This is a genomic window from Cohnella fermenti (genome assembly GCF_004801405.1).
Classification (GTDB): Bacteria; Bacillota; Bacilli; order Paenibacillales; family Paenibacillaceae; genus Cohnella; species Cohnella fermenti.
Genome location: NZ_SSOB01000010.1, coordinates 131625 through 157888, shown reverse-complemented (window position 1 = coordinate 157888; position 26264 = coordinate 131625). Strand labels below are relative to the sequence as shown.

Annotated in this window: 24 protein-coding genes and 1 pseudogene; all 25 read left to right on the top strand. The window is 54.5% G+C overall.

What is annotated here, in order from left to right:
* Window positions 1–2: 2 nt before the first annotated feature.
* Window positions 3–1241 (top strand): lipopolysaccharide biosynthesis protein, encoded by a 1239-nt coding sequence (locus E6C55_RS10155; RefSeq protein WP_230986627.1) that lies wholly within the window; start codon window positions 3–5, stop codon window positions 1239–1241.
* 389 nt (window positions 1242–1630) lie between these two features.
* On the top strand, window positions 1631–2794 hold the full coding sequence (locus E6C55_RS10150) for a nucleotide sugar dehydrogenase (RefSeq protein ID WP_136369672.1): 1164 nt from the start codon (window positions 1631–1633) through the stop codon (window positions 2792–2794).
* A gap of 780 nt (window positions 2795–3574) precedes the next feature.
* Window positions 3575–4729: an acyltransferase family protein gene (locus E6C55_RS10145; protein ID WP_136369671.1), complete on the top strand. Its 1155-nt coding sequence runs from the start codon at window positions 3575–3577 to the stop codon at window positions 4727–4729.
* A gap of 54 nt (window positions 4730–4783) precedes the next feature.
* A pseudogene (locus E6C55_RS10140) lies at window positions 4784–5731 on the top strand (nucleotide sugar dehydrogenase); the annotation flags it as partial.
* Window positions 5732–5752: 21 nt separating this feature from the next.
* A complete protein-coding gene (locus tag E6C55_RS10135; RefSeq protein WP_136369670.1) occupies window positions 5753–6463 on the top strand; it encodes a hypothetical protein in 711 nt (236 codons plus the stop codon).
* A 13-nt stretch (window positions 6464–6476) separates the two neighbouring features.
* A complete protein-coding gene (locus E6C55_RS10130; protein WP_136369669.1) occupies window positions 6477–7181 on the top strand; it encodes a hypothetical protein in 705 nt (234 codons plus the stop codon).
* Window positions 7178–7705 (top strand): VanZ family protein, encoded by a 528-nt coding sequence (locus E6C55_RS10125; RefSeq protein ID WP_136369668.1) that lies wholly within the window; start codon window positions 7178–7180, stop codon window positions 7703–7705. The genes E6C55_RS10130 and E6C55_RS10125 overlap by 4 nt, the downstream gene beginning before the upstream one ends.
* Window positions 7702–8700 carry a copper amine oxidase N-terminal domain-containing protein gene (locus tag E6C55_RS10120; RefSeq protein WP_136369667.1) on the top strand — a complete coding sequence of 333 codons (999 nt, stop codon included), beginning with the start codon at window positions 7702–7704 and terminating at the stop codon, window positions 8698–8700. Before E6C55_RS10125 ends, E6C55_RS10120 begins: the two co-directional genes overlap by 4 nt.
* A gap of 428 nt (window positions 8701–9128) precedes the next feature.
* Entirely contained in the window at window positions 9129–9656 is a 528-nt protein-coding gene (locus E6C55_RS10110; RefSeq protein WP_168735562.1) for a hypothetical protein, read from the top strand.
* Between the two features lie 61 nt (window positions 9657–9717).
* Window positions 9718–9966, top strand: coding sequence for a hypothetical protein (locus E6C55_RS10105; RefSeq protein WP_136369665.1), 249 nt, complete (start codon window positions 9718–9720; stop codon window positions 9964–9966).
* Between the two features lie 364 nt (window positions 9967–10330).
* Window positions 10331–10564, top strand: a complete 234-nt coding sequence (locus E6C55_RS10095; RefSeq protein WP_136369663.1) for a hypothetical protein — start codon at window positions 10331–10333, stop codon at window positions 10562–10564.
* Entirely contained in the window at window positions 10561–10941 is a 381-nt protein-coding gene (locus E6C55_RS10090; protein ID WP_230986626.1) for a PIN domain-containing protein, read from the top strand. The genes E6C55_RS10095 and E6C55_RS10090 overlap by 4 nt, the downstream gene beginning before the upstream one ends.
* Before the next feature lie 365 nt (window positions 10942–11306).
* Window positions 11307–12659: a sugar phosphate nucleotidyltransferase gene (locus E6C55_RS10085; RefSeq protein WP_136369661.1), complete on the top strand. Its 1353-nt coding sequence runs from the start codon at window positions 11307–11309 to the stop codon at window positions 12657–12659.
* Window positions 12660–13174: 515 nt separating this feature from the next.
* Window positions 13175–15862, top strand: a complete 2688-nt coding sequence (locus E6C55_RS10080) for a stalk domain-containing protein (RefSeq protein ID WP_136369660.1) — start codon at window positions 13175–13177, stop codon at window positions 15860–15862.
* A 173-nt stretch (window positions 15863–16035) separates the two neighbouring features.
* Window positions 16036–17229: a sensor histidine kinase gene (locus E6C55_RS10075; protein ID WP_136369659.1), complete on the top strand. Its 1194-nt coding sequence runs from the start codon at window positions 16036–16038 to the stop codon at window positions 17227–17229.
* Window positions 17204–17926, top strand: coding sequence for a response regulator (locus E6C55_RS10070; protein WP_136369658.1), 723 nt, complete (start codon window positions 17204–17206; stop codon window positions 17924–17926). Before E6C55_RS10075 ends, E6C55_RS10070 begins: the two co-directional genes overlap by 26 nt.
* A 224-nt stretch (window positions 17927–18150) precedes the next feature.
* Window positions 18151–19485: an AAA family ATPase gene (locus tag E6C55_RS10065; protein WP_168735561.1), complete on the top strand. Its 1335-nt coding sequence runs from the start codon at window positions 18151–18153 to the stop codon at window positions 19483–19485.
* A gap of 459 nt (window positions 19486–19944) precedes the next feature.
* On the top strand, window positions 19945–20478 hold the full coding sequence (locus E6C55_RS10060; protein ID WP_136369656.1) for a glycosyltransferase family A protein: 534 nt from the start codon (window positions 19945–19947) through the stop codon (window positions 20476–20478).
* 199 nt (window positions 20479–20677) lie between these two features.
* Entirely contained in the window at window positions 20678–21190 is a 513-nt protein-coding gene (locus E6C55_RS10055; RefSeq protein WP_136369655.1) for a hypothetical protein, read from the top strand.
* 38 nt (window positions 21191–21228) lie between these two features.
* Window positions 21229–21660: a protein-export chaperone SecB gene (locus E6C55_RS10050; protein WP_136369654.1), complete on the top strand. Its 432-nt coding sequence runs from the start codon at window positions 21229–21231 to the stop codon at window positions 21658–21660.
* Between the two features lie 67 nt (window positions 21661–21727).
* Window positions 21728–22414, top strand: coding sequence for a hypothetical protein (locus E6C55_RS10045; RefSeq protein ID WP_136369653.1), 687 nt, complete (start codon window positions 21728–21730; stop codon window positions 22412–22414).
* Window positions 22415–22533: 119 nt separating this feature from the next.
* Window positions 22534–24555, top strand: coding sequence for a helicase-related protein (locus E6C55_RS10040; RefSeq protein ID WP_230986625.1), 2022 nt, complete (start codon window positions 22534–22536; stop codon window positions 24553–24555).
* Window positions 24552–25340, top strand: a complete 789-nt coding sequence (locus E6C55_RS10035; RefSeq protein WP_136369652.1) for a ComF family protein — start codon at window positions 24552–24554, stop codon at window positions 25338–25340. Before E6C55_RS10040 ends, E6C55_RS10035 begins: the two co-directional genes overlap by 4 nt.
* Before the next feature lie 105 nt (window positions 25341–25445).
* Window positions 25446–25856 carry a TIGR03826 family flagellar region protein gene (locus tag E6C55_RS10030; protein ID WP_136369651.1) on the top strand — a complete coding sequence of 137 codons (411 nt, stop codon included), beginning with the start codon at window positions 25446–25448 and terminating at the stop codon, window positions 25854–25856.
* Window positions 25857–25972: 116 nt separating this feature from the next.
* Window positions 25973–26245 carry a flagellar biosynthesis anti-sigma factor FlgM gene (gene flgM / locus E6C55_RS10025; protein WP_136369650.1) on the top strand — a complete coding sequence of 91 codons (273 nt, stop codon included), beginning with the start codon at window positions 25973–25975 and terminating at the stop codon, window positions 26243–26245.
* The last annotated feature ends 19 nt before the right edge of the window (window positions 26246–26264 follow it).

Here is a 26264-nt window from a genome sequence, read left to right as displayed (position 1 = left end):
AAATGAAACTTAAAATGGTACGGGGGAAGATATCCCGAAAATTGGTTTCTGATTCAATTTTAAATATTATTGCATCTTCTGTTCCGATATTATTTCTTCAGTTTATAGTGCTACCAATTGTTGGTCGCCAACTGGGGGAGCAAGACTACGGTCTGGCTGTAACAATAATCAGTTTATCCACATTATTTAGTTTACCCTTTGGCAGTGTACTAAATAACATTAGATTGCTATTAAATGATGAATATCAAATTAATAAGAGTATTGGCGATTTTAATATTCTATTAGCAGCAAGTATTATAATCAATTCAATACTTATGGTAGTAGGCACTATATATTATGAGGAACACTTTTCTATACTAAATATCATATTTGTCGCATTATTTTCTTGCTTGAACATCATAAGAGAGTACTTAATAGTAAGCTTTAGAATCATAATTAATTATAAGGCAATCCTAATTAATAATCTCATATTGGCTATTGGATACCTAGTTGGTTTAGTGATGTTTATTGTAACTGGTTACTGGCAACTAATTTTTATTTTTGGAGCTAGTTTCAGTTTGTTATACATTATCAACAAGAATAATTTGATAAATGAGAAGTTTGCAATGACGCATTTATTTAAAGGAACTTTGTATAAATCGATAATTTTGTTTTTCTCGGTCTTTATGAAGACAATAATAACGTATGCAGATAAACTGCTATTGTTTCCTCTAATAGGACCAGCCGCTGTTTCTTATTACTACTCTGCAACAATTGTAGGGAAATTCATATCAATGGTCACAACTCCGATAAGTGGGGTCTTGCTTAGCTATCTTACTAAAATGGAAAGAATCAGGACAAGGGATTTCGTTGCTATAATTACAATCACTACAATCGTCGCTACATTTGGATACTTTATAGTAATATTAATAAGTGAACCAATACTAACATTGCTGTATCCAAAGTGGGCCGATAGATCATTGGAACTGATTTATATTACAACAGCTACAGCATTAATAGGTGTAATCTCTTCAATAATCCAACCATTTCAACTTAGATTTAATGATATAAAATGGCAATTTATAATAAATCTAGTGAATGTACTATTGTATGTGATTTGTACTATTTTGTTTTATAGGGAATATGGACTAATAGGATTTTGTTGGGCTATGTTAATTTCGAGTATCGTTAAACTTTTAATGATGATAGGTTTATTTATACTTGATAATGAAAAAAGAAATAGGTTAAAGCTACAAAGTTAGATATTTCATCGTAAAAGATATTGTGAGAATAATTAGGGCTTGATGAGGGCCCAACACTGTGGCTTTCATATCAGAGAACTACTACAAGTATCCTGCTGTTTTATGCAGATCAGATTTACCACACTTGATAGGAACCCTCTATTCTGCAGGTTGAAAGGATTTGGCTAAGTGATTCGAAACTTAGACGTAAATATAGTGAGGGGGATTCATATACGTTTTGCCAAGATAAGTGGATTGGCGACTAAGCTACAAGTATTGGTAATGAATCTGTAGAGCAGGCCTTGCAACGTTACTGTCCCGCCGCCGAATCGTCTTGAATTTCCTGTTGAAAAGCATTCAGTAAGCCCTAGTTTATAGTTAAGATGATAGATATTACGAGGAGACAATGTATGAAAATCACCATAGCCGGGACAGGCTACGTCGGCCTCTCCAACGCGGTGCTGCTGGCTCAGCACAACGAGGTCATCGCTCTCGACATCATTCAGGAGAAGGTCGATCTGATCAATTCGGGGCAGTCGCCGATCATCGATCGGGAGATTGAGGAGTATCTTGCGACAGGAAATCTCAAGCTGACTGCAACAACCGACAATTATGTTGCGTATAAAGAGGCAGATTATGTCATCATCTCGACGCCGACGAATTACGACCCGGACAAAAACTACTTCAATACCCGGAGCGTGGAAGCGGTCATTGCTGCCGTGTTGTCGATTAACCCCGGTGCGGTAATGGTCATTAAGTCGACGGTGCCGGTCGGGTACACGCAGTCGGTTCGGGAGAAGTTCGAGACGGACAATATTATTTTCTCGCCGGAGTTCCTGCGGGAGGGCAAGGCGCTGTACGACAATCTCTATCCGTCCCGGGTCGTGGTCGGGGAGCGGTCGGAGAGGGCGAAGGTGTTCGCGGATCTGCTCGTTCAAGGGGCGATCAAGGAAGACATTCCGGTTCTGTTCACGGACTCGACGGAGGCCGAGGCGATCAAGCTGTTCGCGAATACATATCTGGCGATGCGGGTGGCTTTCTTCAATGAGCTGGATTCGTACGCCGAGGTGAGAGGGCTGAGCACGGAGCAGATCATTGCCGGTGTCAGCCTGGACCCGCGGATTGGAGATCACTACAACAATCCTTCGTTCGGCTATGGCGGTTATTGCTTGCCGAAGGACACGAAGCAACTGCTCGCGAACTATTCGGACGTGCCGCAGAACATTATGTCGGCGATCGTCGATGCGAATCGGACGCGCAAGGATCACGTCGCGGAGATGATTCTGAAGCGGAATCCGAGGGTGGTCGGCATCTACCGGTTGACGATGAAGATGGATTCGGACAACTTCCGTCAGTCGGCGATCCAGGGGGTTATGAAGCGGCTCAAGGCGAAGGGCATCGAGGTCATTATTTACGAGCCGGCGCTCTCGGAGGACTTCTTCAATTCCAAGGTCGTGAACGACTTCGAGGAGTTTAAGCGGCGGGCGGATGTGATCGTGGCGAACCGGATGTCGGGAGAGCTGGCGGATGTGGCGGACAAGGTGTACACGAGGGACCTGTTCAGCAGAGATTAAGCAGAAACGATAAGAGCGGATCGTATATGGAAGGCGGAGTTCCGTCAGAAAATATAGATTTGGCTGGTCTCCATCCTCAGGGCGCTCATCATTGTGCGCGTGGAAACTTCGCCATTAATTACGCGGCCGTCACGGTGTTGACGTCGTGTTCGAGTCCGTGATGTAGTGAGAGATCACACAAAGCCTGTCGTAGTCTGCTTCCCATGCTTCATCAGCTTTCAATGGAGCCCCTCCAGAGGCTTTGTTGCCTTTGCGGATACGGAAACGAATTTGCCGGACAAGTCAGGAGATGCGCTGATGGGTAATCCCGTTCTTGGGGAAAACGAGGGGAGCGGACGTTGGCACAGCATGATAGCATCAAATCAAGACACTGGTGAGCGACGGGGTGACGCTCGAAAAAGAAAAGCGAAGACTAATTTTCCTCAGAAACTGATTGGAGAAGTGCAGTAAGTTGATCCAGATCACGAAGAGGTATGGCTTTAGTGAAGGGGAAAGTTGTGAGGATTTGCAAAAGCATATATAAATTGAAGAAATTTAGCTTAAGGCTATCTGATGCATCAATTATTAAGCGAAATGAGTTTTGCCTTTATAGGTTCACCTAAAAGATTTAGCCATAGTCGCGATAAAGTACGCAATGAATTGAATGAGTTGCTTTGCAATTCAACGTAGTTTTGAAAATGCCTCGTTTTAACAAGCGACGAATGAAAATACCCTCGCTCTGATTTCCTGTTAAAGAATCATTCAGCAGACCTAACTTAATATCAGTCTTGGAGGTAATGTATGGAGAGTGGCCGAATTTTGCAATTGGATTCGTTACGAGGGATTGCTGCGCTGACTGTTGTATTCGGCCACATTGCCCAGGTGGTCGATACCCCATTATCGGTTGCACTATTGGGTGGGATATCTCCTTTAAGAGTTTTTGTAAACGGGATGCCGGCTGTAATTTTGTTCTTTGTACTGAGTGGATTCGTTTTAACATTGCCATATCTTAATGGTAAAAATAATACTTTTCTTGTATTTTATTTGAAACGGATTCTGCGGATATACATTCCTTACATAATTGCAATGTTCTTTGCCTTTGTACTATGTAATATGCTTTCTACTCAAGGGATAGACAGTGTATCAAGTTGGTTCAATAAATCATGGAATGAGCCAATAACGGCAAATTTGATTGTTGAACATGTTATCCTCATTGGTGATCCTCATACTAACGCGGTAAACAGTGTAATATGGTCATTAGTACATGAAATGCGAATATCATTAATTTTCCCATTTCTAGTCTTTCTAGTGATCAGGCTAAATTGGAGATATATTATTGGTCTCTGTATCATTTTATCTTTTAGTGGGATCTTGAATTCAATATTCGAATGGCATCTAGGAAACGGGAATAACACTAGCTATTTCGATTCGCTTCATTATTCCTCTATGTTTTTACTAGGTTCTTTAATAGCGAAGCATGCTAGTCAATTGAAAATTATGTATGCAGAAGTCCAAAATAAATATAAGTGGATGTTGGTCGTTATCGCATTATTACTCTATAACTACTCGGGGATTTTCAACAAAGTGCTAAAGACTTTCGATCTTCATTTTGGTCATATGATCGGTGATTATATGATTGCAGTAGCAGCCGGTTTCTTTATGATTCTTGCCATTTGTTCTCCTAATTTCGCCTCGTTATTGTTGTTAAAGCCGATTGTGTTCCTAGGGAGGATATCGTATAGCCTGTATTTATACCATTGGATTGTTCTTTATAGCTTAATCTATTTGTTCCATGACAATTTGCCAATTTGGATCATATACATTCTAGTTCTTCTTGTTAGTATTGTGGTATCAGCAATTGCTTATAAGTATATTGAAGTTCCACTAATTAACCTAGGAAAAAGATTTACAAATCGGTACGTTCAAAGTAGCAATACATTTGGTGTAACGAGGTAATCATGTTGACGAGCTTATTCTTTCTGAAGTAAGCTTTTTAAATAAAATATCTAAGAGGCAGATTATGTCATCATCTCGACGCCGACGAATTACGACCCGGACAAAAATTACTTCAATACCCGGAGCGTGGAAGCGGTCATTGCCGCCGTGTTATCGATTAACCCGGATGCGGTAATGGTCATTAAGTCGACGGTGCCGGTCGGGTACACGCAGTCGGTTCGGGAGAAGTTCGAGACGGACAATATTATTTTCTCGCCGGAGTTCCTGCGGGAGGGCAAGGCGCTGTACGACAATCTCTATCCGTCCCGGGTCGTGGTCGGGGAGCGGTCGGAGAGGGCGAAGGTGTTCGCGGATCTGCTCGTTCAAGGGGCGATCAAGGAGGACATTCCGGTTCTGTTCACGGACTCGACGGAGGCCGAGGCGATCAAGCTGTTCGCGAATACGTATCTGGCGATGCGGGTGGCCTTCTTCAACGAGCTGGATTCGTATGCCGAGGTGAGAGGTCTGAGCACGGAGCAGATCATTGCCGGTGTCAGTCTGGACCCGCGGATTGGAGATCACTACAACAATCCCTCGTTCGGCTATGGCGGCTATTGCTTGCCGAAGGACACGAAGCAACTGCTTGCGAATTATTCGGACGTGCCGCAGAACATTATGTCGGCGATCGTCGATGCGAATCGGACGCGCAAGGATCACGTCGCGGAGATGATTCTGAAGCGGAATCCGAAGACGGTCGGCATCTATCGGCTGACGATGAAGATGGATTCGGACAACTTCCGCCAGTCGGCGATCCAGGGGGTTATGAAGCGGCTTAAGGCGAAGGGCATCGAGGTCATTATTTACGAGCCGGCGCTCTCGGAGGACTTCTTCAATTCCAAGGTCGTGAACGACTTCGCGGCGTTTAAGCGGCGGGCGGATGTGATCGTGGCGAACCGGATGTCGGGAGAGCTGGCGGATGTGGCGGACAAGGTGTACACGAGGGACCTGTTCAGCAGAGATTAAGCGGAGGCGGGGAGCGGAGCCATGAGCGAGGAACTGGTAAGGAAGAGGAAGTGGAGGAAGAAGAAGTCCCGGCGGAAAATATGGATCTGGCTGGCCTCCATCCTCGGAGGACTTATCATTATTGCGTGCGTGGGCGGGTACTTCGCTATCAATTACACGGCCGACAAGGTGCTTGACGCCATGTTCGAGTCCGCGGTGAAGGGGGAGGACACGCCAAGCTCGTCGCCATCCGCTTCCGACGGGGGGGCTGCGGAGCCTTCGGCTTCGGACGAGGCGGCAAGCCCGTCGGAGGAAGCTTCGTCGCCTTCGGCGTCTCCAACGGATACGGGAACGAATTCGCCGGACAAGTCGCCAGACGCGCAATCGGGTAAGGACGGGGAGGGTGGCAAGCTGCCCGAAGCCTCGGCCTCGCCGTCCACAGAAGCTGCGCCGACGTACAGCGCGGAGATCTCGACGGACAAGGCGGAGCAGGTGAAGGAGGACATCTCGTTCTCCGAGAAGACGAAGGTGATGACCGTTATGCTGAAGCGGCTCAGCGTGGACGACATCAAGACGCTGCAGCAGCTCGCGAACGGCGGACTGACGCTCGAGAAGAAGAAGGAAGCGAAGGCGCTTATTCTCGAGAAGCTGACGGAAGAGGAATACGACGAGCTGATCGAGATCGCGAAGAAGTATGGCCTCAGCCAAGGGAAGAGCTATGACGCTTCTCAGAAGGAAGATCTGAAGAATTAGGGAAGGAGCGGGCATGGACAATTCGAACAAGCGAGTGAAGCCGCGAACCTGGATCGCAATCGGAGCCGCGGCGATGCTCGTGTTGACCATTGCCGCGGTGGCGATCGGGTATCGCATCGGGCAGGTGACGGACCGGCTGGTTCAGGCGCCGGTGCCGGAAGCGACGCAGTCGCCATCCCCTGAGCCGAGGGAAGAGGCGACGGAGCCGACGGCGGCCGGGGAGGCCTCGCCGCCGCCCGCCGCGGAGGAGGCCGGTGGCGGCGAGGCAGAGCGCGCCGAGCCGAACGGGCCGACGGCGTCGCCCCCCGCGGCGAAGGAGGCAGAGCCGGCGGCGGCCGAAGCTGGCGGCGCCGCCGAAGATCCGGTGCGGGCCGAGTACGAGGCCCGCTTCGCGAAGCTGCGGACAGGCTGCCAAGCGAAGGCGGGGCAGTTGTCCGGGGAAGTGGTCGCCTATATCAAGCAGGCGAGACAGTCGGGAGGCAAGGTGTCGGCCGATGAGCTTCAGGAGCAGTTCATGGAGGAGATCGCCGCATCGGAGGCGGAGTGCGACCGGCAGTTCGACGCGATTGTTGCGGACGCGGAGAAGGAATACGGCGGTTCGGAGGCGGGAGAGAAGCAGTTGACGGAGTGGAGGTCGGGGTATTCGGCGTCCAAGGGCAAGGCGCGGATGACGGCGATGGCGGCGATCCTGGCGGCGTGGGGAGCGGGGGCGGAATGAGAAGGTATTGGAGAGCGATTCCGCCGCTTGTCCTCGCAGGATGGCTGTTCGTGATCTTCGGCTTCTCCTCGCAGCCGTATCAGAAGCAGGACATCAAGCCGCAGCTCCAGAGATGGATTCCGGAGGAGACGGCCGAGCGGATCGTGCCGAATGTGAGCTTCCGCTACCACCACGGCATCGTCTCCGGTGACGCTCCTTACTCGTTTATTGAGTTTTTCCTCCGGAAGGGTGCCCATATGTTCGAGTACGGCCTGCTCGCCGCGCTGCTGTTCCTGTCGCTCTTCTTCATTCGCGGGAGAGGCTGGCGCGCGCTGGCGGCGCTGACGTTGACGGGGGCCGCGGCGCTGACGGACGAGTGGAACCAGTCGCATGTGGCGAACCGCACATCGACTCTGCTCGATGTCGGGGTCGATCTGCTGGGCGCAATTCTGGCGATTGGCCTCATTCTATTGATCTGTCGGGTTCGATTAAGCAGAATGGATAAAAAGTCCAATGGACGCAAAGAAGGGACAACGACGACATGAAGATGAACAAAATTCGGCTGTCCGGCCTCGCGCTGGCGCTGTTCCTGGCGCTGACTCCGCTGGCGGGCGGGGCGTCTGCGGCGAGCGGCGTTACGGTGGCTCAGCAGAACGTGCAGATGAACTTCGACGGGCAGGCGCTCGCGCTGCCGACGGGGCAATTCTCCTTCGCTTATCAATCTCGCGTCTATATTCCGTTGAGATTCGCTTCCTACGCCCTGCAGAAGAACGTCGATTGGAACAGCAAGACCGGTACCGTGACGGTATCCGATCCGACGAGCTCGCAGACGGTTGTGCTGAAGGAGTATCTGATGAACGCCGCCGCGTCCGCCAAGGCGAATGCGGGCAAGGCGGTCGAGCTGAAGTCGGTGACGGTGACCCCGATCAGCGTGAAGCTGGTGTTCGACGGTGCGGAGAAGAAGCTGCCGGAAGGCCAGCAGGCATTCAATCTGAACGGAACGATCTATGTTCCCGTTCGCTTCATGTCGGAGGCGATCGGCACAACGATTGACTGGGATGCGAAGACGGGCAGCGTCATCGGCAAGTCGAAGGCGTACCTCGAAGCGCTCGCGAACGCGGGCTCCGGGGGCGGCTCCGGTACTTCGTCCGGCAGCGGAGAAGAGGCTTCTTCGGGCGGGGAGAATACGACAGGCGGCGGCTCGGGCGGCTCGGGCGGCGCGACGCTGACGGTCGACCAGGTGAAGGCGGCGACGCAGACGAAGCTGGAGAGCCTCAAGGCGAGCTGCATCGCCTCGATATCGGGGCTGGTGCTGACCGCGACGGACGATGCCGACCTGGTCGCGAAGGCGAACGTGCAGCTTGCGAGCTGCGATGCGAGCTTCGAGGCGGCGATGACGACCGCGACGGCGCAGCTGAAGGCGGCCGGAGCGGACGACGCGGACATTACGGCGACGATCGCCGGTTACCGCGGCACGTACGAGACCACGAAGGAGACCTACCGCAAGCTGGCGGAGCAATACCTCGGCATCGGGATCTGATTGTTAGGGGCCCTTGACGCTAGTCAAGGGTCCTTTACTGTTCGATGAAATTGGCAAACTCACTTTTGATCGGTGTGAAGCTGGGACTGGGCTATGTGAAGCCGGTGCTGAACGAGGAACGGGTTTGAAGCGCCAGAGCACGGTCGCATCCTTGGTGAGGTTACCAAGAAGCAAAACGAAATCTATGAATCTCTGGGGGCTCGACCTCCATCGTTATAGATTTCGGGAATGCAGGCTCCACCCCGAGAAGCCCGACCGCATGAGGCCTGGGCTTTTGTTATGTCCGAATTCGTAGACGTTTTGTCTACTGTGACTGCAAGCTAAAGACAGCATCAATATAATTGAGAGAAAGCGAGAATTTTTAGGTTGATTGTTGTATAATTTGTATAGAGTTGGATGTCAAGGGCGTTCTCGAAAGGGTGTTTGATGTGAGGTTTCAAATTCATTTGGCTGACTGCATGATTGAATTTGAAGATGTAATTCAATTAAGTGTGGAACAGCAAAACTTGATTCATGATGTGTCGCAAACTCGTACCCAATCTGATTGGTTTGCATTAGAAAAGGGACTGAAAATTCCTGTTGATTCTGCTCAGCAGTTGGAAATAATAACATTAAAAAATGGTCTGGTGTCTGGTAAGGATAAGCGTGATCTTATGAAAAGTGATACGATTATGTTTACTCGACATTCCAGAGAACGAATTGCAGTCAGGGTAAATCATGTTTCCAAGCACGGTCCACCCTCAATTGAAAGCTTGCTAACTTATACACTGTATCACAGCATATACAATGAACGGTTCAAAGTAGCAGTTTCATTCGAAATGATGGATCAGGAGAGAATCCGCGTCATTACAGTAAGTAACGACCATATTCAGGAGTTGACCACTTCATTGATGGACGAGCCTGAAATTAAAAGAAAGCTTGAGGAGTTTAAGAAGAGGCTTCTCCGATCTGAGTGAACTTTATGTATCAATTATGGAATCCGTGGTATACTATAATCAAGTGTAAGGAGGGATTGCGATGGTTATGGTGGCAGATACTACTCGTTGCAGATGTGGCAATCATGCTCAACGCCAATTGACGGATGTTGTATGGGCTGAATCAGGCACGACATATTCCATTCGTAACGTCCCCATTTGGCACTGCAACAATAAAGCTTGTTGTGAAGAAATAATCCCATCCAGTGTGCAACTCAATGTTTCTTTTCTGGCAGATGACATGAGAGCAGGTAAATTATCTTCGGATACTCAGTATAGAGAGCTTTTTTAGCAACCTAACTATGGAGCAGTTAACAGAGTTCGACGAGCTGGATATCGAGTTTATTTTGGGCGTACAGGATCGGATCAAGGAAGAGTATGAATTTAAGGTGCAGTAGGTGAACCTCATGGTGAAAGTGCATGAGGTTTTTTGATTGCCGACCATCCGAAACCCGGCCCAATCCCGATCACACAGATGAAACGATGCTTTTATGGCGCGACTTATCTGTTCGATGAAATTGGCAAACTCACTTTTGAACGGTGTGAAGCTGGGGCTGGGCTATATGAAGCCGGTGCTGAACTCCGGGCGGTTTCGTCTGAATTTAATACAGAACTTATGTTATAATGAGTTATCAGGTGACGATGGAGGGATAACGATGATCTCCAAAAAAATGGATTCACACGCCACGGGTACGATAAAATCCATCCTTCAAAAACTCAATATAAATAATCCTCGTGTATTGATTGACCTTGACAAGCAAACTGTGGAAGCGCAAGAGGATGATTATTCCATTGACGATCTTCTGGAAGCAGCTGGTGCTTTAACGCCTGAACGAGGGAAAGAGCTTCTTGAAGAAGTCAACCAATCGCGTGAGGAATGGAATACATGAATAAAGGGTATCTTCTGGACACGAATATTGCGATTGCGATTCTTATTAACGAGAGTAATGTTATCGATTTTCTTCGACAGGCCTCCCGTGATAAAATGCCGATTTATTTTTCTACAATCACGGTTTCCGAGGTGTTTGCCGGGTTAAGGCACGATGAGCAACTTCGTGCAGAAAAGTTGTTTACATCAAAAAGATGCATAGATGTTACATCAGAAATTGCAAAATTGGCTGGAACGCTTCGCAGGGATCTTAAACGTAAGGGACGTAAATTAAAGACTCCGGATGCTCTTATTATTGCAACAGCGTCGGTTCATGAACTTACATTAGTTTCTAGAGATTCTGACATGAACTTCGTCGAGGACTTCTTAAGGTTATGAATGTGATGTCCATTCTGGTATTGAACCCAATGCTGGCGCTTTCGCGGATGATGAGATTCTGCAACTGGACGAGTGGGCTGCATTAGCCGAACAAGACGATCCGGAAGCGATTCCTTTGGGCAACCCTGTACCACCCTCTGGTACCGGGTTGGCTTTCAAAGACCCTCGAAGTTTAAAGGACCAGCCTGGTCCAGGATTTACTGGAAAGAAAGTTCCGCAGCGTCACAAGTGAGCGCCCATTTCGGGCGTTTATTTTTTTATTGTGGTTTAAAGTTGGGCTTGGATGCTCATATTGGGCCAGCGGCGGCGGTATGAATAATAGATGGTTGTTGGCCCTGTTCGATACCGATCCGCGAGGTGAAGAGATGAGAATCATTCTGTTGTCTGGAGGATCGGGCAGGAGGCTGTGGCCGCTGTCCAACGATTCCAGATCGAAGCAGTTCCTGAAGGTGCTCTCGAGTCCGGAGGGGCAACCGGAATCGATGATCCAGCGAGTGTGGAGACAACTGCAGCAGGCGGATCTCCAAGCCCAGGCCGTTGTGGCGACAAGCCGCGCCCAAGCGGACATTCTCTATAGCCAGATAGGCTCCTCCGTTCCTCTTGTGATCGAACCTGAACGCAGGGATACTTTTCCCGCTATCGCCTTGTCGTCCTCTTATCTGTCCAGCATCGAAGGGGTTGGCCGCCATGAGGCGGTTGCCGTGCTGCCGGTCGACTCGCATGTGGAAGACGAGTTCTTCAGCCGGGTGATGGAGCTGCGGACGGTTATTCTAAGCGGCCTGGTCGAGCTGGCTCTGATCGGGGTCGAGCCGACGCTTCCTTCCTCCAAGTACGGTTACATTATCCCCGAGATCGTCCCCGAGCAAGCGATCGGCCCCCATCTGCGCGTCAGCCGCTTCCAGGAGAAGCCGGCGGAGGACCAGGCTGCGCGGCTGCTGAAGCAAGGAGCGTTCTGGAATTGCGGCGTCTTCGCCTTCCGGCTCGGCTGGATGCTCGATCATATCGAGAGCCTCGGCCTGCCCGCGGATTACGAGGAGCTGCGGAACAGCTATGCGCAGCTTCCGAAGATCAGCTTCGATCACCAGGTGGCGGAGCGGACGCGCAGCATCTCGGTGCTTCCGTATCAGGGGAGCTGGAAGGACCTCGGCACGTGGAATACGCTGACGGAGGAGATGGATCGGGCGCTGATCGGCCGCGGGACGATCTCGGAGGACAGCCGCAACACGCACCTGATCAACGAGCTGGACATTCCGGTGGCGGTGCTCGGCATCTCGGACGCGGTCGTGGCGGTCAGCCCGGACGGGATTCTTGTGTCCGACAAGGCGGCGAGCCCGCGGCTGAAGGAGGTTCTGAGGGCCGAGGCCGAGCAGCGGCCGATGTACGAGGAGTGTCCGTGGGGATGGTACCGGGTCATCGACTACAACCGCTACGATTCGCAGTCCGAGATGCTGACGAGACGGATGAACATTCACGCCGGACAGCGAATTCCCGCGCACGCGCACCGGCTGCGGGAGGAGCTCTGGCTGGTGTTGTACGGCGAAGGCGAAGCGCTCGTGGACGGGGATCGGAGAACGGTGCGGGAAGGGGATACGCTGCTGATTCCGCCCGGAACGGAGCACGCCCTGCTGGCGCACACGAGGATGGAGGTCATGGAGGTGCAGCGCGGCCCGGAGCTGACCGACGAGGACTATGTGGAGCTCGGGAACGGGGCGGGGTGAGGCCTCACAGCCTCATCTATGGAACGGAGCGGTAATGGTATACTGGATGGAATTCGAAACGTCATCCGAAGCATAAACAAAAGCGGCTCCCGGTTGGGGCCGCTTTATTTCCCGTACGGCGTCCGTCCCACCGTGACAGCGACCTGTTTGCTAACCTGATCCGATTCCACTTCAACGAGCTGAAGCAAATAAAATGGGGCTTTGGGGCGTTCCGATGCGAATCGTTCGAAGTCCTCAAGCATTTCCTCGGCTAGATCCTTAAGGTGGTGGATGCGATCACGACCGAATATCAGAACGAACGTTCCTTGCCGACAACTAAGCGGAACTCAGTCAAAAATTAAGCATTCAGTCCCCCGAGTGCGTAGTGCCTCCAACCAGCAAAATGCTCGTTAGACAATTTTAATGTAACTTTTCGCGGAATCCGGAGTCTACTTATATTAGGGGAATTTAGGAGAGAAGCTGTATGCTGCTCCGTCCTTCAACCTACTACCTACTATCAGCATGGGAGAACTCGAATGCCTCATAACCTGCCAATTCTAACCCTCTGCCGAAAATGTCTCGCACCCGTCCTCGCGGGAACGCTCGTGTTCGCCTCGATCAGCGGAGTCGGGCTGCCGCACGGCGCGCTGAAGACGGCGTCCGCCGCAACGACGGCTGCGACGTACAAGCTCGTGCAGCAAGCCGAGACGATGGTGACGTCCGGTGCGAAGCAAGTCGATTATCAGTGGGTCTCCTCGAACGCTTCGGAGACGACGCAATTGGTTCATGTGCTTCAGATCGATCTGACGAACCCTTACGTTCAGCTTAACGCCATGTCGGGCAAAGCCTCCACGGTGACGACAAGGCAGTCGGTCGGCGGAATGGCGAAGGAGACGGGCGCGGTAGCCGGCATCAACGGCGACGTGTTCAATACGTCGACGACGACGAGCGAGGGCGTCGCGATGGGCGCGGTCATCCGGTCGGGCGAGCTGCTTACGAGCACCTCGCAGCTCACCGGCATGTACGCGTTCGCGGTGACGAAGGACAAGCAGCCGCTGATCGACCTGTTCAACTTCACGGGGATGGTGACGGCGGAGGACGGAACGTCGTTCGCGCTCAGCGGGCTCAACCAGAGCGCTTACCGGACGGAGCCGGACAACGGCTACAGCCATGTGAACAAGCTGTACATCTATACCGACAATTGGACGGCTTCGCAGCGGCCGATGAACAGCGGGACGACGCCGACGGAGGCGCTCATTGTGAACGGCGTGGTGACGGAGATCGCGAAGGGCTCGCAGATCGCGACCGCGATTCCGGCGAACGGCTACATTCTGCGCGGGCACAAGGAAGCGGCGGACTTCATCGCGAACCATCTGGCCGTCGGCCAGACGGTGAACGCCAATTATCAGCTCGTCTCGCAGACGACGGGCACCTCTTACGACCCGAGCTCCTTCCAGATGATGGTCGGCGGCCATACGATCCTGATCAATAACGGGGCGGCGGCGACGTTCTCGCGCGATATCAGCGGGCTGAGCGGCTCGAGCGACCGCCCGCGCACGGCGGTCGGCTATTCGAAGGACGGCAAGACGGTGTACCTGATCACGGTCGAGGAGAGCGGCGACCGCAAGGGCGTGACGCTGAAGGAGCTGCAGCAGATTCTGCTTAAGCTCGGCGTCTACAAGGCCGTCAACATGGACGGCGGCGGCTCGACGACGATGGTGACGCGGCCGCTCGGCGAGACGGCGGCGACGCTGACGCATCCGACGTCGTCCGGCACGTACCAGCGGCTGGTCGCGAATGGCATCGGCGTGTACACGACCGCTCCGCAGGGCGCGGTCAAGGGCATCGTCGCCAGCGGCACGAAGACGCTGTTCATCGGGCAGCAGGCGACATATTCGCTCAAGGCGTACGATACGTACTACAACCCGATCGACGCAAGCACGCTGACGCCGGCATGGAGCGTCGACGGGGCGGTCGGGACGTTCGCCAGCGGCGTGTTCACGGCGACCAAGGCCGGAACGGCCAAGCTGACGGTGGCGGCGGGAAGCGCGAAGAACACGGTGGATATCGAAGTGATCGGCGGCGAGCAGTTGAGCCAACTGTCGGTGAATCCGAGCACGACGCTGCTGCAAGTCGGGCAAGCAATCACGGTTCCGGTGACGGCTACGCTGAAGGACGGCCGTGCGCTCAGCGTTCCGTCCTCCGCGATCACGTGGGAGTTCAAGGGCTTCACGGCCGATTATACGGGCGGCCAACTGGTCATCAAGTCGGTCAACGAGAACGCGGCGAACGCGTATGCGATTGCGCGGTACGACGGCTTCTCGACGATGATCGTGCTCGCTCCGGGGACGGAGAAGAAGCTGGAGGACTTCGAGAACGCGGGGTATACGGTCAGCTTCACGGCATTGCCTGCCGAGACGGGGGGCGCGGCGTTTATCACGGACGGCCTGACCGGCCGCGAGACGACGAAGGCGCTGGAGCTCGATTACGACTTCACGCTCGGAAGCGGGGATCGGCGGGCCTATGCGGTTCTGGGCTCCGGCTTGTCGCTTGACGGCAGCCCGAGCGCGCTGACGCTGGACGTGATGGGCGACAACAGCAACAGTTGGCTTCGCGGCGAGGTGACGAATTCGGACGGCTCGATCTCTTACCTGACGATCGCCGACAAGGTGAACTGGACGGGCTGGAAGACGGTGCGCGTCGATCTGTCGTCCGCAGGCATCAAGGCTCCCGCGAAGCTGACGAAGCTCTATGTCGTGAACTTGGCCGAGGATCAGGACGAGCGGGCGACGACGGGCACGGTGGCGTTCGACAACCTGGCGCTGCAGTATCCGCCGACGGCGAGCACTACAACCGGCCGAACCGTTATTCTCACGGTAGGAAGCAAGGAGGCGTCGGTCGGCGGGAACGCTGTGGCCATGGACACGGCTCCCTACATTCAGGCCAATACGACTTATGTCCCGCTTCGCTTCATCTCCGAGGCTCTGGGGGGACAAGCGGACTGGGAGCAGACGCTTAAGAGAGTCACGGTGCTGAGAGGCTCCAAGATGATCGAGCTCTGGCCGGACCGCGCCGATATGATCGCCACGGGCGTTCGCGTGACGGCCCCGGCCTCCCCGATGGTGCAGAACGGACGCGTGCTCGTGCCGCTGCGGGTCGTCTCCGAACAATTAGGTCTCACGGTCGTCTGGGAGCAGACTAAGAAATCTATTACAATTTATTAATGTAACTTATACTCTCACGACCACGGATACAATCTGGACCCAAATGTGGTATGATGGGTACAAGACCCTGCTGTTATCGGATTCCGCCGGCTCGGCAGGGGATTGGAACGGGACTCAGCGGCCTGGGACACGAGTGCGCGAGGAACCGAAGATAAAGAGGGGAATCGGGACACATGGAGTATCGTGTGGAGCAGATCGATCGTGTCATCCAGAATGCCGTCAAGGTCATGGAAGACAGCAAGATGCAAGTATTCGAGATATGCGAATCGGCACGCCGGGAGCTGGAGTCTCTCAGCCAGGAACTGGAGAAGGTTCTCCAAGAGACGGGAGAGACGATCGAGCGCGTGGATCGGTTGGAGCGGGATTACCGCCTCGCGAGAATTCGCCTTACGGAAGTAAGCCGTGACTTCGTCAAGTACAGCGAGAAGGATATCAAGGCCGCCTACGAGAAAGCGACGAACATCCAGCTTGATTTAATGGTGTACCGGGAGAAAGAAGGCTATCTCAAAGCTCGACGGGACGAGTTGCAAGGGCGCGCCCGGAACGTCGAGAGATCCATCGAGAGGGCGGAGACGATAGGGTCCCAGATGAATGTCGTGCTCGATTACCTCTCGGGCGATCTGACGCAAGTGACTCGAATTCTAGAATCGACGAAGAACCGGCAGATGATCGGTCTGAAGATCATCCTGGCCCAGGAAGACGAGAGGAAGCGCATCGCCCGGGAGATTCACGACGGCCCGGCCCAGTCGCTCGCCAATCTGATCCTGCGCACGGAGATCGCGGAACGGATGCTGGGGACGCAGGAATTGGAGGTCGTAAGAACCGAACTAATCGACTTGAAGACTCAGATTCGGCAGGATCTCGGCGAGATCCGCAAGATTATCTTTAATCTGAGGCCGATGGCGCTCGACGACCTGGGCCTTGTTCCTACACTGAGGAAGTTCGTTCAGGACTTCGAGGAGCGGACGACGATCCATACCATGTTCGAGGTGTCGGGCAAGGAGAAGCGGATGTCGTCCGCGCTCGAGGCGGCGATGTTCCGCTTGGTCCAGGAAGCGTTCCAGAACGCGCACAAGCATGCGCGGCCGACCTTCGTGTCCCTCGACATCACGTTCGGGGAAGCGACGATCAAGCTCGTGATCAAGGACAACGGTGTGGGCTTCCAGGTCCATGCGATCGAGTCGCACGCAAGATCGTACGCCAAGTACGGCTTGATCGGAATGAAGGAACGGGTGGACCTGCTGCAGGGAGCGATCGAGTTCGAATCGGCTGTCGGTCTGGGCACAACCATCACCATTCAAGTACCAATTAATGCACAGCCGCGAAAGGAGTTGGGACATTATGGAGAACAAAGCAGCGAATCGTAAGATCAAAGTGCTTCTGGCCGACGATCATCAGCTCTTCCGCGAGGGTCTCAAAAGAATTCTCAATATGGAGTCCGACCTGGAAGTGATCGGAGAATGCGGCGACGGCATTCAAGTTCTCGAATTCTGCAACCGCATCAGGCCGGACGTTGTGCTGCTCGACATCAACATGCCGACGGAGAACGGCGTTATCGCTACCGAGCGTCTCCGCGATATTTTCCCGGAGATTAAGGTGATCATCCTCTCCATCCACGACGACGAGAGCTATGTGTTCGAGACGCTGCGCAAGGGAGCTTCGGGCTACCTGCTCAAGGATATGGAAGCGGAGGCGCTCGTGAACGCAATCCGCACCGTGGCGCTCGGACAAGCCTATATTCATCCGAAGGTGACCGGCAAGCTGATCAACCAGTTGCGCCGCATGACCTACCTCGACGAGATCGGAGCCGCCTCCGGGGCCGCCGCGAGCCGCGAGACGGTGACCAAGCTCATCCCGAACGGCAACAACCCTCTCACCCGCCGCGAGGCCGAGGTGCTGCGCCTGATGGCCGAGGGCAAGAGCAACAAGACGATCGGCGAGAACCTGTTCATCAGCGAGAAGACCGTCAAGAACCACGTCAGCAGCATCCTCCAGAAGATGGAGGTCGACGACCGCACCCAAGCCGTCATCAATTCGATCAAGAACGGCTGGGTCGTTCTGTAGACAGCCATACATATTCGGCAGCGGCAGCAGCCTCCGGGGAAGAGTCCCCGGGGGCTGTTTTGGCGTGCGGGGGCGGCGGTGCGCGATTGCGAATAATCGATCCTCTTGAGGGCATACTAATAAGTAAATTTGAAGTGGAGGTGCAATTTATGCAGGAATCTCGCAAAATTATTGATAACAGTTCGGATAATTGCTATCATTCAATTCAGAAGGAGGTGATCTGCATGTTAATTGAATATAGAGTTAAGAACTTTATGTCCTACAAGGATGAAGTCGTATTGTCCATGGTGGCCGATAAGAACAGGGAATTGTCGGAGACGAACGTATTTACGCATGGGAAGTTATCCCTGTTGAAGACGGCTGCCATATTCGGAGCCAACGCAAGCGGCAAATCCAACCTGATCGAGTCGATGAATTATCTATGTCGCTTAATGCATCCTTCGTCAAGCAAGAAAGACGAGTTTGCTGAACCGCCGGTCTTTAAGCTGGACGATGTCAGCAGGAATCAACCTGTTGAATTTGAACTCTCTTTTTTCCTCGGGGAAGTTCGTCATCGGTATGGTCTGACTATAGACAGGAAGGGAATCGTGTCGGAATGGCTGTATTTTGTTCCGAAGAGACAAGAAGCCTGTTATTTCGTTCGCGAACGCAATGAACTTACCCAGATCGGTACATACTTTGAGGATAAGAAGGCTCTGGATTATATCAGGCCAGACTCGTACAGACCTTTTATTTATACATTAGGACAGGATTCGGTTAAACAATTCGGTTGGGCCAAAGACATTATTCGTTACCTTCGGATACAGATCAAATCGAGCAACATCCCGGATGTCATCTTCAGGCGTATGGTGGAAGAGGAGCTTCTTGAGCAATCGGAACAATCCGTTGTTACCAAATCGGCCGTGTTATCCATCTTGAGGGATGCGGATATCGGAATCAGCGATTTGTCCGTGGAGAAGGAAACGAAGAGCTCCGAAGAACAGGAGATGGCGAGACAATTCACGGAGTTCCTTCAGCAACAAGGAGTGTCCGGAGATATCCAAACGGATAGTTATGAGACCTTTATGCACCATATGAAATATGATGCGGCCAGAAAAGAAATGGGAGAAGAAAAATTCCCAATCCGCTACGAGTCGAGAGGAACTATCAAACTGTATGCGCTTCAGTACCCGATTCTGAACGTCCTGAAGAGGGGCGGAGTTCTGCTCGTAGACGAAATCGAGAGCTCGTTGCATCCCTTGCTGTGCGAGCGAATTATCGCTTTATTCAACAACACGGCGACCAATCCTCATCATGCGCAACTTATTTTCACAACGCACAATACGCTGCTTATGCATCCTCGTATTCTTAGAAGAGACCAGATCTTCTTCACGGAGAAGAACAAATACGGAGTCAGTTCCCTGTACAGCCTCTATGATATTGCGATTGACGTTCGGAACAACTTCAACTACTTGAACAATTATCTGGCCGGCAGGTTCGGAGCTATTCCTTATCTTGGGGAGTTTAGCCTTAACTTTAAGGAAGATGAGGTTGCGGGCATTGAAGAACAGACGGAGTGACGCGAGCTATAAACGTAAGTCCAAATTTCTAAGGCCGACCCCGTTCTTCCTTATCGTCTGCGAGGGGAGCGTGACCGAAGATGATTACTTCAGAAGCTTCCCTTATTATAAGATAGCAAGCGGGCCCTTGGAGCTATGTCTTCAAGGTTTTTTTTATGCGGTTTGCAGGAGGTGGAAGTGGAAGGGTGAAGGGTGGAGGGCGATGGAGAGGGCGGTTAGAAGGCGGCGGGTGGCGGTGCATTATGCTGCTTCTCCCATTGGCTCAGGAGGGGGCGACTCAGGTTCAAGGGGGCGGAGATGATTATGCCTCTTCTCCCGTTGGCTCAGGAGCAGGAAGAGGATTCGCTGCGGACAGGCGGATACCGGCACGAACGCCCGAATCTTCGCATATAGTGTCATACGAGGTCTAGCGGGGGCTATCCGGAAGACCTGGTGGGACACGACGAAGGAGGGGTTCCTATGCTGGCTGTGCTATGCGGGATACTCGTCGTCTATGCGCTTGGCGTCCTTGCCGTCCATGGGGCGGTGCGGCGCCGCCGTCGAAGGAGCGGGCGGCACTACGTGCTTGTTGCGGGCGATCACGGGAGCCGGATCGAATGGTATATGAGGTCGCTCAGAAGTTATTCCCGGAGAATGGGGATGGACGTTCATATTACGGTTGTGCTCGACGACTCGGCGGACGATACGGAAGCGATTGTGAGGCAGTTCGCCCGGGACGATGGCGGGGTCGAGTGGCGGCGCGACCGGTCTCGCAGGACCGGGGATGGCGGCGGCTCGGAAGCCGGGCTTGTTGAAGCCGATGCTGATGGCGCGGGGAGCGGGAACTGTCGCGATGGAGTCGACGCGGCTAGCGAGAATGGGAATTGTCGTGGGAGCGTCGCGGGCATCGGGGAAAATGGGAATTGTCGTAAAGGTGAATATGCGCGATGCGGCGAGGGTCTCGTGTGGGTGGACCTGATGCGGGATGAGGATGTGGCCCGGCTGCCGCTGTGAAGGGGCGGGAGCGGCAAGGAAGAATGGAGCGGGGATTCCGGGAAGGTTATTCGGATGTTCGGCATATTCCATGTATAAGAAACGTATATTTGGGCAATGGCTTGGGAGGCGAGATTCTCAAGTGAGCCGATGCTTGTCATTGTGTTGTTCGGTGTTGTACAATAATATCCAGTCTTAGTTAATCGCAGGGGGCCTTGGAATGAGGGATATTAGAGAGTGGTTCGGAGTGCATCAAGCTGCTCAAGGTCGAACGGGACAGAGCCTGGATTCCTTGTTGGCGCTTTATGTTAAGGCCATTACTCGGTACTTCTCATGCGAAGAGGCGAAGAGCTCCAGTGAGCTCATCCTGGCGGCGAGAACACGGGAACTTGCGGGAGGCCAACGGATGTTCCTTGACTGGTTCGAGGAAGTCGGCCAGCCGAGCATTATGCGAATCCTCCAAGGGAAGATTCCCGAGAATGAGGAACTGATCGCACAATTCGATTATGAGAAGTTTATTCTCGAAGAAGAGATGGGCTTCGAATACCCCGAGGACGTCAGAGCGTCCCTTATCAACATCGTGATTGATTTGCCGGCCAGAATAGAATCGGCCGCTTCCGTGGAAGTCATAATGGATATCTACCAAGTGGGGCAATATACCATGAGCTATGGGATGGATATTCACTCGAACCTGCCGATCCGGCAGGTTTCTTTATTTTCCGACAAATGGTAAAATAGAGGGAGGTGTACATCGGCGACGGAGGGCTGTCTATGTCTGACTTATTTAAGAAGTTTGTATTCGTGAAGAACCATATCCAACTGCTTAATGTCTCTCTGAGTGAATTGACATGCTCTCGGGAACAGGGAAGTCACACGCATCTGACTGCACAGTTCGAGCATCGGTTTGGCAGATTGACGGATAGGGAGAAAATTAGTATTTACCTCAAGGTATCTATCGACTTCGAGGAATTGGGCATGTTCCGAATCTCCTGCACGCACGAAGGGATTGTCGCGGCTTCGAATGAATTGCCGGAAGAGGACCTCGAGGAATATCTTGAAGATCAGATCGTCCCGCTGCTTCTGCCTTATGCGAGAGAGTGCATTGCTTCCACCTTGGCGAGAATGCAAGTCCCGCCTTATACCTTGCCAACGATGGATGTATTGCAATCCTTGGCCGCGAGCAGCGAAGGCGAAGCGGGGTGAGGTCATGCATTCGGAGCGAACGGAATTAAGCTTCGAGAGAACGGACTACTCCCTCCCTGATCACCTTGTGGCCATCGCCAAGGAGTTCGCAGACCACTTTAAAGTTCGAAGAAGCTACATTCCGGACTTCTGCCGGTTGATTCAGACTTCGAAGTGGTGGAATACGCTCAATCTGGAAGCGAAGTTAGCTGTTTGGGCGAAGGGCTTCGGCAGCGTCAGTGGTCGGAAGGGAATCATTGATCTTGTTATAAAAGCCTTCCGTTCGTGCAGCGATGACAAGGAGATAGCGGGGCTTCGAGGAGCCATGGTGGAATCGCTTGTCATCGCGAGTCGCGGCGGCTCCGATATTCTTGATCTGCCCGCATTCGGATGGGGAGCCAGGATCACGGTAAAGACTCGTGTGGCTGCCAAGGAATTAAAGTACATATGCGTTGCCCCCACGCATGCGGAATCGAGTCGAACGGAATCGGGAGAGGTATGCAGGAATCGTTCGACGGTCGACTTCGGTTCCTGGAATGGCAAGCATGCTCAATTGTATGAATGCAAGGCTCAACCTGCGCGTATCGGATGCAAGGAAGTCAAATATATGCAGTATGTCAAATCCGAGATGTCCGCGTTGGACATAAGTCATGAGTTGTTCTTCGTATGTGCGGATAGTCGGGAATCCATCGAGGCGCGTCTGGAGGATTTGGGACTTGGTCCGTTGTTCAAGGCATTGGGAGCGCGCGAACTGGCGGCTATGATGCCGGCGTAAGAGAGATCATGTGTAGAGCGGGTGAAGCACACTCGGGATCGTCGACGGACGGTTTCGGCTGTGCTTTTTTGTGTCGGCCTGTGCGATGGGGAGAAGAAGGCTAAGAGGAGGAGAGACGGATGAGGGCGATTGTCTACGTCAGGCTCGATGAGAGCGGCAAGGGGGAGGCGTGTCTATCGGTGGACTGGGAGGCGCAATGTCTGACAGGGCGGAGGGTCGTCTGCCGGCTGAAGGAGCCGCTGCCTCTCGGGATAGCGGAGGAATGCTGCCAATTGTTTAACGGAAGGCAAGATCGTGGGGCACCCGGAGGGCCGGATCGGGCATTGAGCGGCGCGGCGGAGGCGGCTTGGACGGCGGCGGGGGCGAAGGGCAGGGCGTTCGATGTGGCAGGGGAGAGAGGGGGGCTGAGCGATGAGGGCCGAAGAGAGAGGACGATAAACGCTGCGGAGCGGGAGCGGGCGATGGGCGATGCTGGAGGGGGACGATTGGCGGATAAGGCGGAAGCGAGGGCGGCGAACACGGAGGAGATGGAGCCGTGGCTTGCGGCTGCGGAGCAAGCGGCAGCTTGCCTGCGAGGCCGCTCGCTGCTGCGGGAGGAGGCGGCAGCCTTGCTGGAGGAGATGCTGCCGCCTCCGTATGGAGCCGAGCCGCTGCGAGTGCTTGAGCTTGCCGCGGGGCTCGGCGCTGTGCGCCTCGCAGCCGCGATTGCGCCCCGGGCGGCGGACGCGGGGCCGCGCCGCCAAGGGCTCCGCTGCCGACGCTGCGGCAGCGGGGAAGAGCGCATGCGCCGCACGCGGTGCGCCTCGTGCGGGCGAAGCGGCTGCGCCGTCTGCGAGGCGTGCGCCACGCTGGGACGCAGCCGCGAATGCGAGCTGCTCGCGCTGGGCGCCGAGCAGCCGGGCGCGGCGCTGGCCGCGCTGTCCCCAGCGCTCACGGATCGCTGGGGGCTCAGTGCCGCGCAGCGCAGCGCGGCCGAGGAGGCCTTGCGCTTCCTGCGCGGCGAGGCGGGGGCACGGCGCGCGGGAGCATGGGGCGGCGCGGGCCTGCGGGGGCCGCTGCGGCCGCTTGTTGCCGCGCTGCGAGGGCTGCACGCACGGCTGCGATCCGCCGAGCTCGCCGCGCCGGAGAGGAGTTTTCTTCTGTGGGCGGTGACGGGCGCCGGGAAGACGGAGATGATTTTCCCGCTGGTGGCGGCCGTGCTGGAGGCGGGAGGGCGGGTGTTGATCGCAACGCCGAGGCGGGATGTGGTGCTGGAGCTGGCTCCGCGGCTGCGGAAGGCGTTCCCCGAGGCGGCGTTGGCGGTGCTGTACGGCGGAAGCGAGGATCGCTGGGCGAACGCCGAGCTGACGCTTGCGACCACGCATCAGTTGCTCCGCTTCCAGGGGGCGTTCGATCTCGTGCTTCTGGACGAGCTCGATGCGTTCCCCTACCATAACGACCCCGTGCTGCATTACGCGGCAGCGAAGGCGCGGAGCGCGAACGGCGCGACGGTGCTGCTCAGCGCGACGCCGCCCGCCGGGCTCCGCCGCGAGGTGCGGAGCGGGCGGACGCCGTGTGCGCGGGTGCCGGTGCGGTACCATCGGCATCCGCTTCCGGTGCCGGCGCGGCTGCGCGTTCCGGCGATGGCCGGGCTGCTCGCCCGGGCGGAGCTGCCGCGCGCGCTGGTGCGGGAACTGGCGGCCTCGGTCTCCCGAGGAGCGCAGGTATTCGTGTTCGTGCCTTACATCAAGCATGTCGTTCCGCTTGTTCGGCTTCTGAAGAAGCGGGCGGCGAGCTTGGGGCTTGAGAAGGTGCAGATTGAGGGGACGTATTCGAGCGATCCGGAGCGCACGGTCAAGGTGCAGCAGTTCCGGCAGGTGTCGCTCCGGCTTCTGGTGACGACGACAATTCTGGAGCGGGGGGTGACGATTCCGCGAAGCGATGTATTTATTCTCGGGGCGCACCAGGCGATGTTCGACGAGGCTTCGCTTGTTCAGATGGCGGGGAGGGCCGGGCGATCGGCGGACGATCCGTTCGGCCGGGTGCGCTTCTGTTCGCCGTACTTGACGCGGGCGCAGCGGTCGGCGGTCGGCCAGATTCGCGCGATGAACCGGCTCGCGGGCAAACGGGGGTATCTGCGGCGCAAGGGGGAACGGGCATGATCGGCGCCTCGAAGCTATTGGCGCTGCTGCGACCGCAGGGGCGGAATTGTCTGCTCTGCGGGCAGACGTTCCAGGTCGGAGGCGGGAGGCGGGCGCCGATCCCGATTCGCAATCCGGCCGCCCGGAAGGTTCTGGACGAAGGCTTCTGCGCGGGCTGCATAAGCCGGATTCCCTGGATTGTGACGATCGCCTGCCCGATCTGCGGGAGGCCGGAGCGGTGCGGGGATTGCTTGCGCCGGAGGGAGCGGCCCTTCGTGAAGTGCCGCGGGGCCGTGCGCTACGACGATGCGATGAAGGAATGGCTTGCGCTCTATAAGTACCGGGGACTGGAGAGGCTGGAGGCGGCGTTCGCGGCGATGCTGGCCGCGGCGGTGGAGCCGCTGCTCGGGGAGACGAGGTTCGATGTCGTCACCTCTGTTCCGATCGCTCCGCTGCGGCTTGCGGACAGGGGCTTCGACCAGGCGGAGCGGGTCGCCCGGGGAATGGCGGTGCTGTATCGTCTCCCTTATCGGCCGATGCTGCGGCGTATTCGTCATACGGGGAAGCAGAGCTTTAAGGGCCGGAAGGATCGAATCGAGGATATGAAGGGGACGTTCGCCGCACTCTCGCCTCCGCTGGCCCTCGGGCACGTGTCGGAAGCACTTTTTTCCCCAACCGATCCGGTTCGAATTATGCTTGTGGACGATATTTATACGACTGGGGCGACGATGACGGAATGCTCGAGGGCGCTGCTCGCGGCTTATCCGAATGCGGAAGTGTACGGGGCGTTGTGGGCGAGGTCGTAGCGTCTAGTCCATATTGCTCTATATTTTTCTTGTAAAATTTAGTATGATAGTAGCGTATATAGTTGTTTCTTATCGATTTTGTTGTGTGGAATGGAGGAATCGTGCGTGGATCTGGCCAATTGCCCGCGTTGCGGCCGACTATTCGCTCGTCACTTCCGTGACATCTGCCCCAATTGCCATGGCGATCTGGAGAAGGAATACGAGACCTGCACCGAATTTTTGAGGAAGAACAAGGGCGCGACCATTACGATCCTGTCCGAGGAGACCGGCGTGTCCATCAAGCAGATTACGCGCTTCATCCGGGAAGGGCGAATCTCGCTCTATAACGCTCCGAACCTGTCTTATCCGTGCGAGGTGTGCGGGGTGCTGATTCGGGACGGGAACATGTGCGACAATTGCCGCAGCCGGCTTCGGACGGATGTGAACAATGCGACATCGCGAAGCGGCTCGTCGAATGAACGCGATGGATCGCGGCGCGGGGCCTATCTGGGCGAACGTCTCAGGGACAAGGATTGACAAGAACCCTCTATTTCGTATGGGCAACTTCAAATTCTATAAACAAATTTTAGATTACGACCGATAATACTTTTATAGATTATCGGTTTTTTTATTTGGCCGGACTTTCGATCGAGGTGACTGATTTGAAGATAAACGAATCGCAAGGCATTGGCGCCTATCGAAGCTATAACCAAACGGTGGATCTGAAGAATCGCGGAGTTTCTTCTCCCAAGAAGAAGGACGAGGTTCAGATCTCGAGCGAGGCGAAGGAGTTGGCGGGTGCTCAAGGACTGGCCGGCTCGGAGCGGGCGGACAAGATTCAATCCTTGAAGACGGAGGTCGCTTCGGGGGCCTACTTCGTGGATTCCGGCAAGATCGCCGAGAAACTCCTCCCATACTTGAAATAGTCAGAATCCTTAGGAGGAA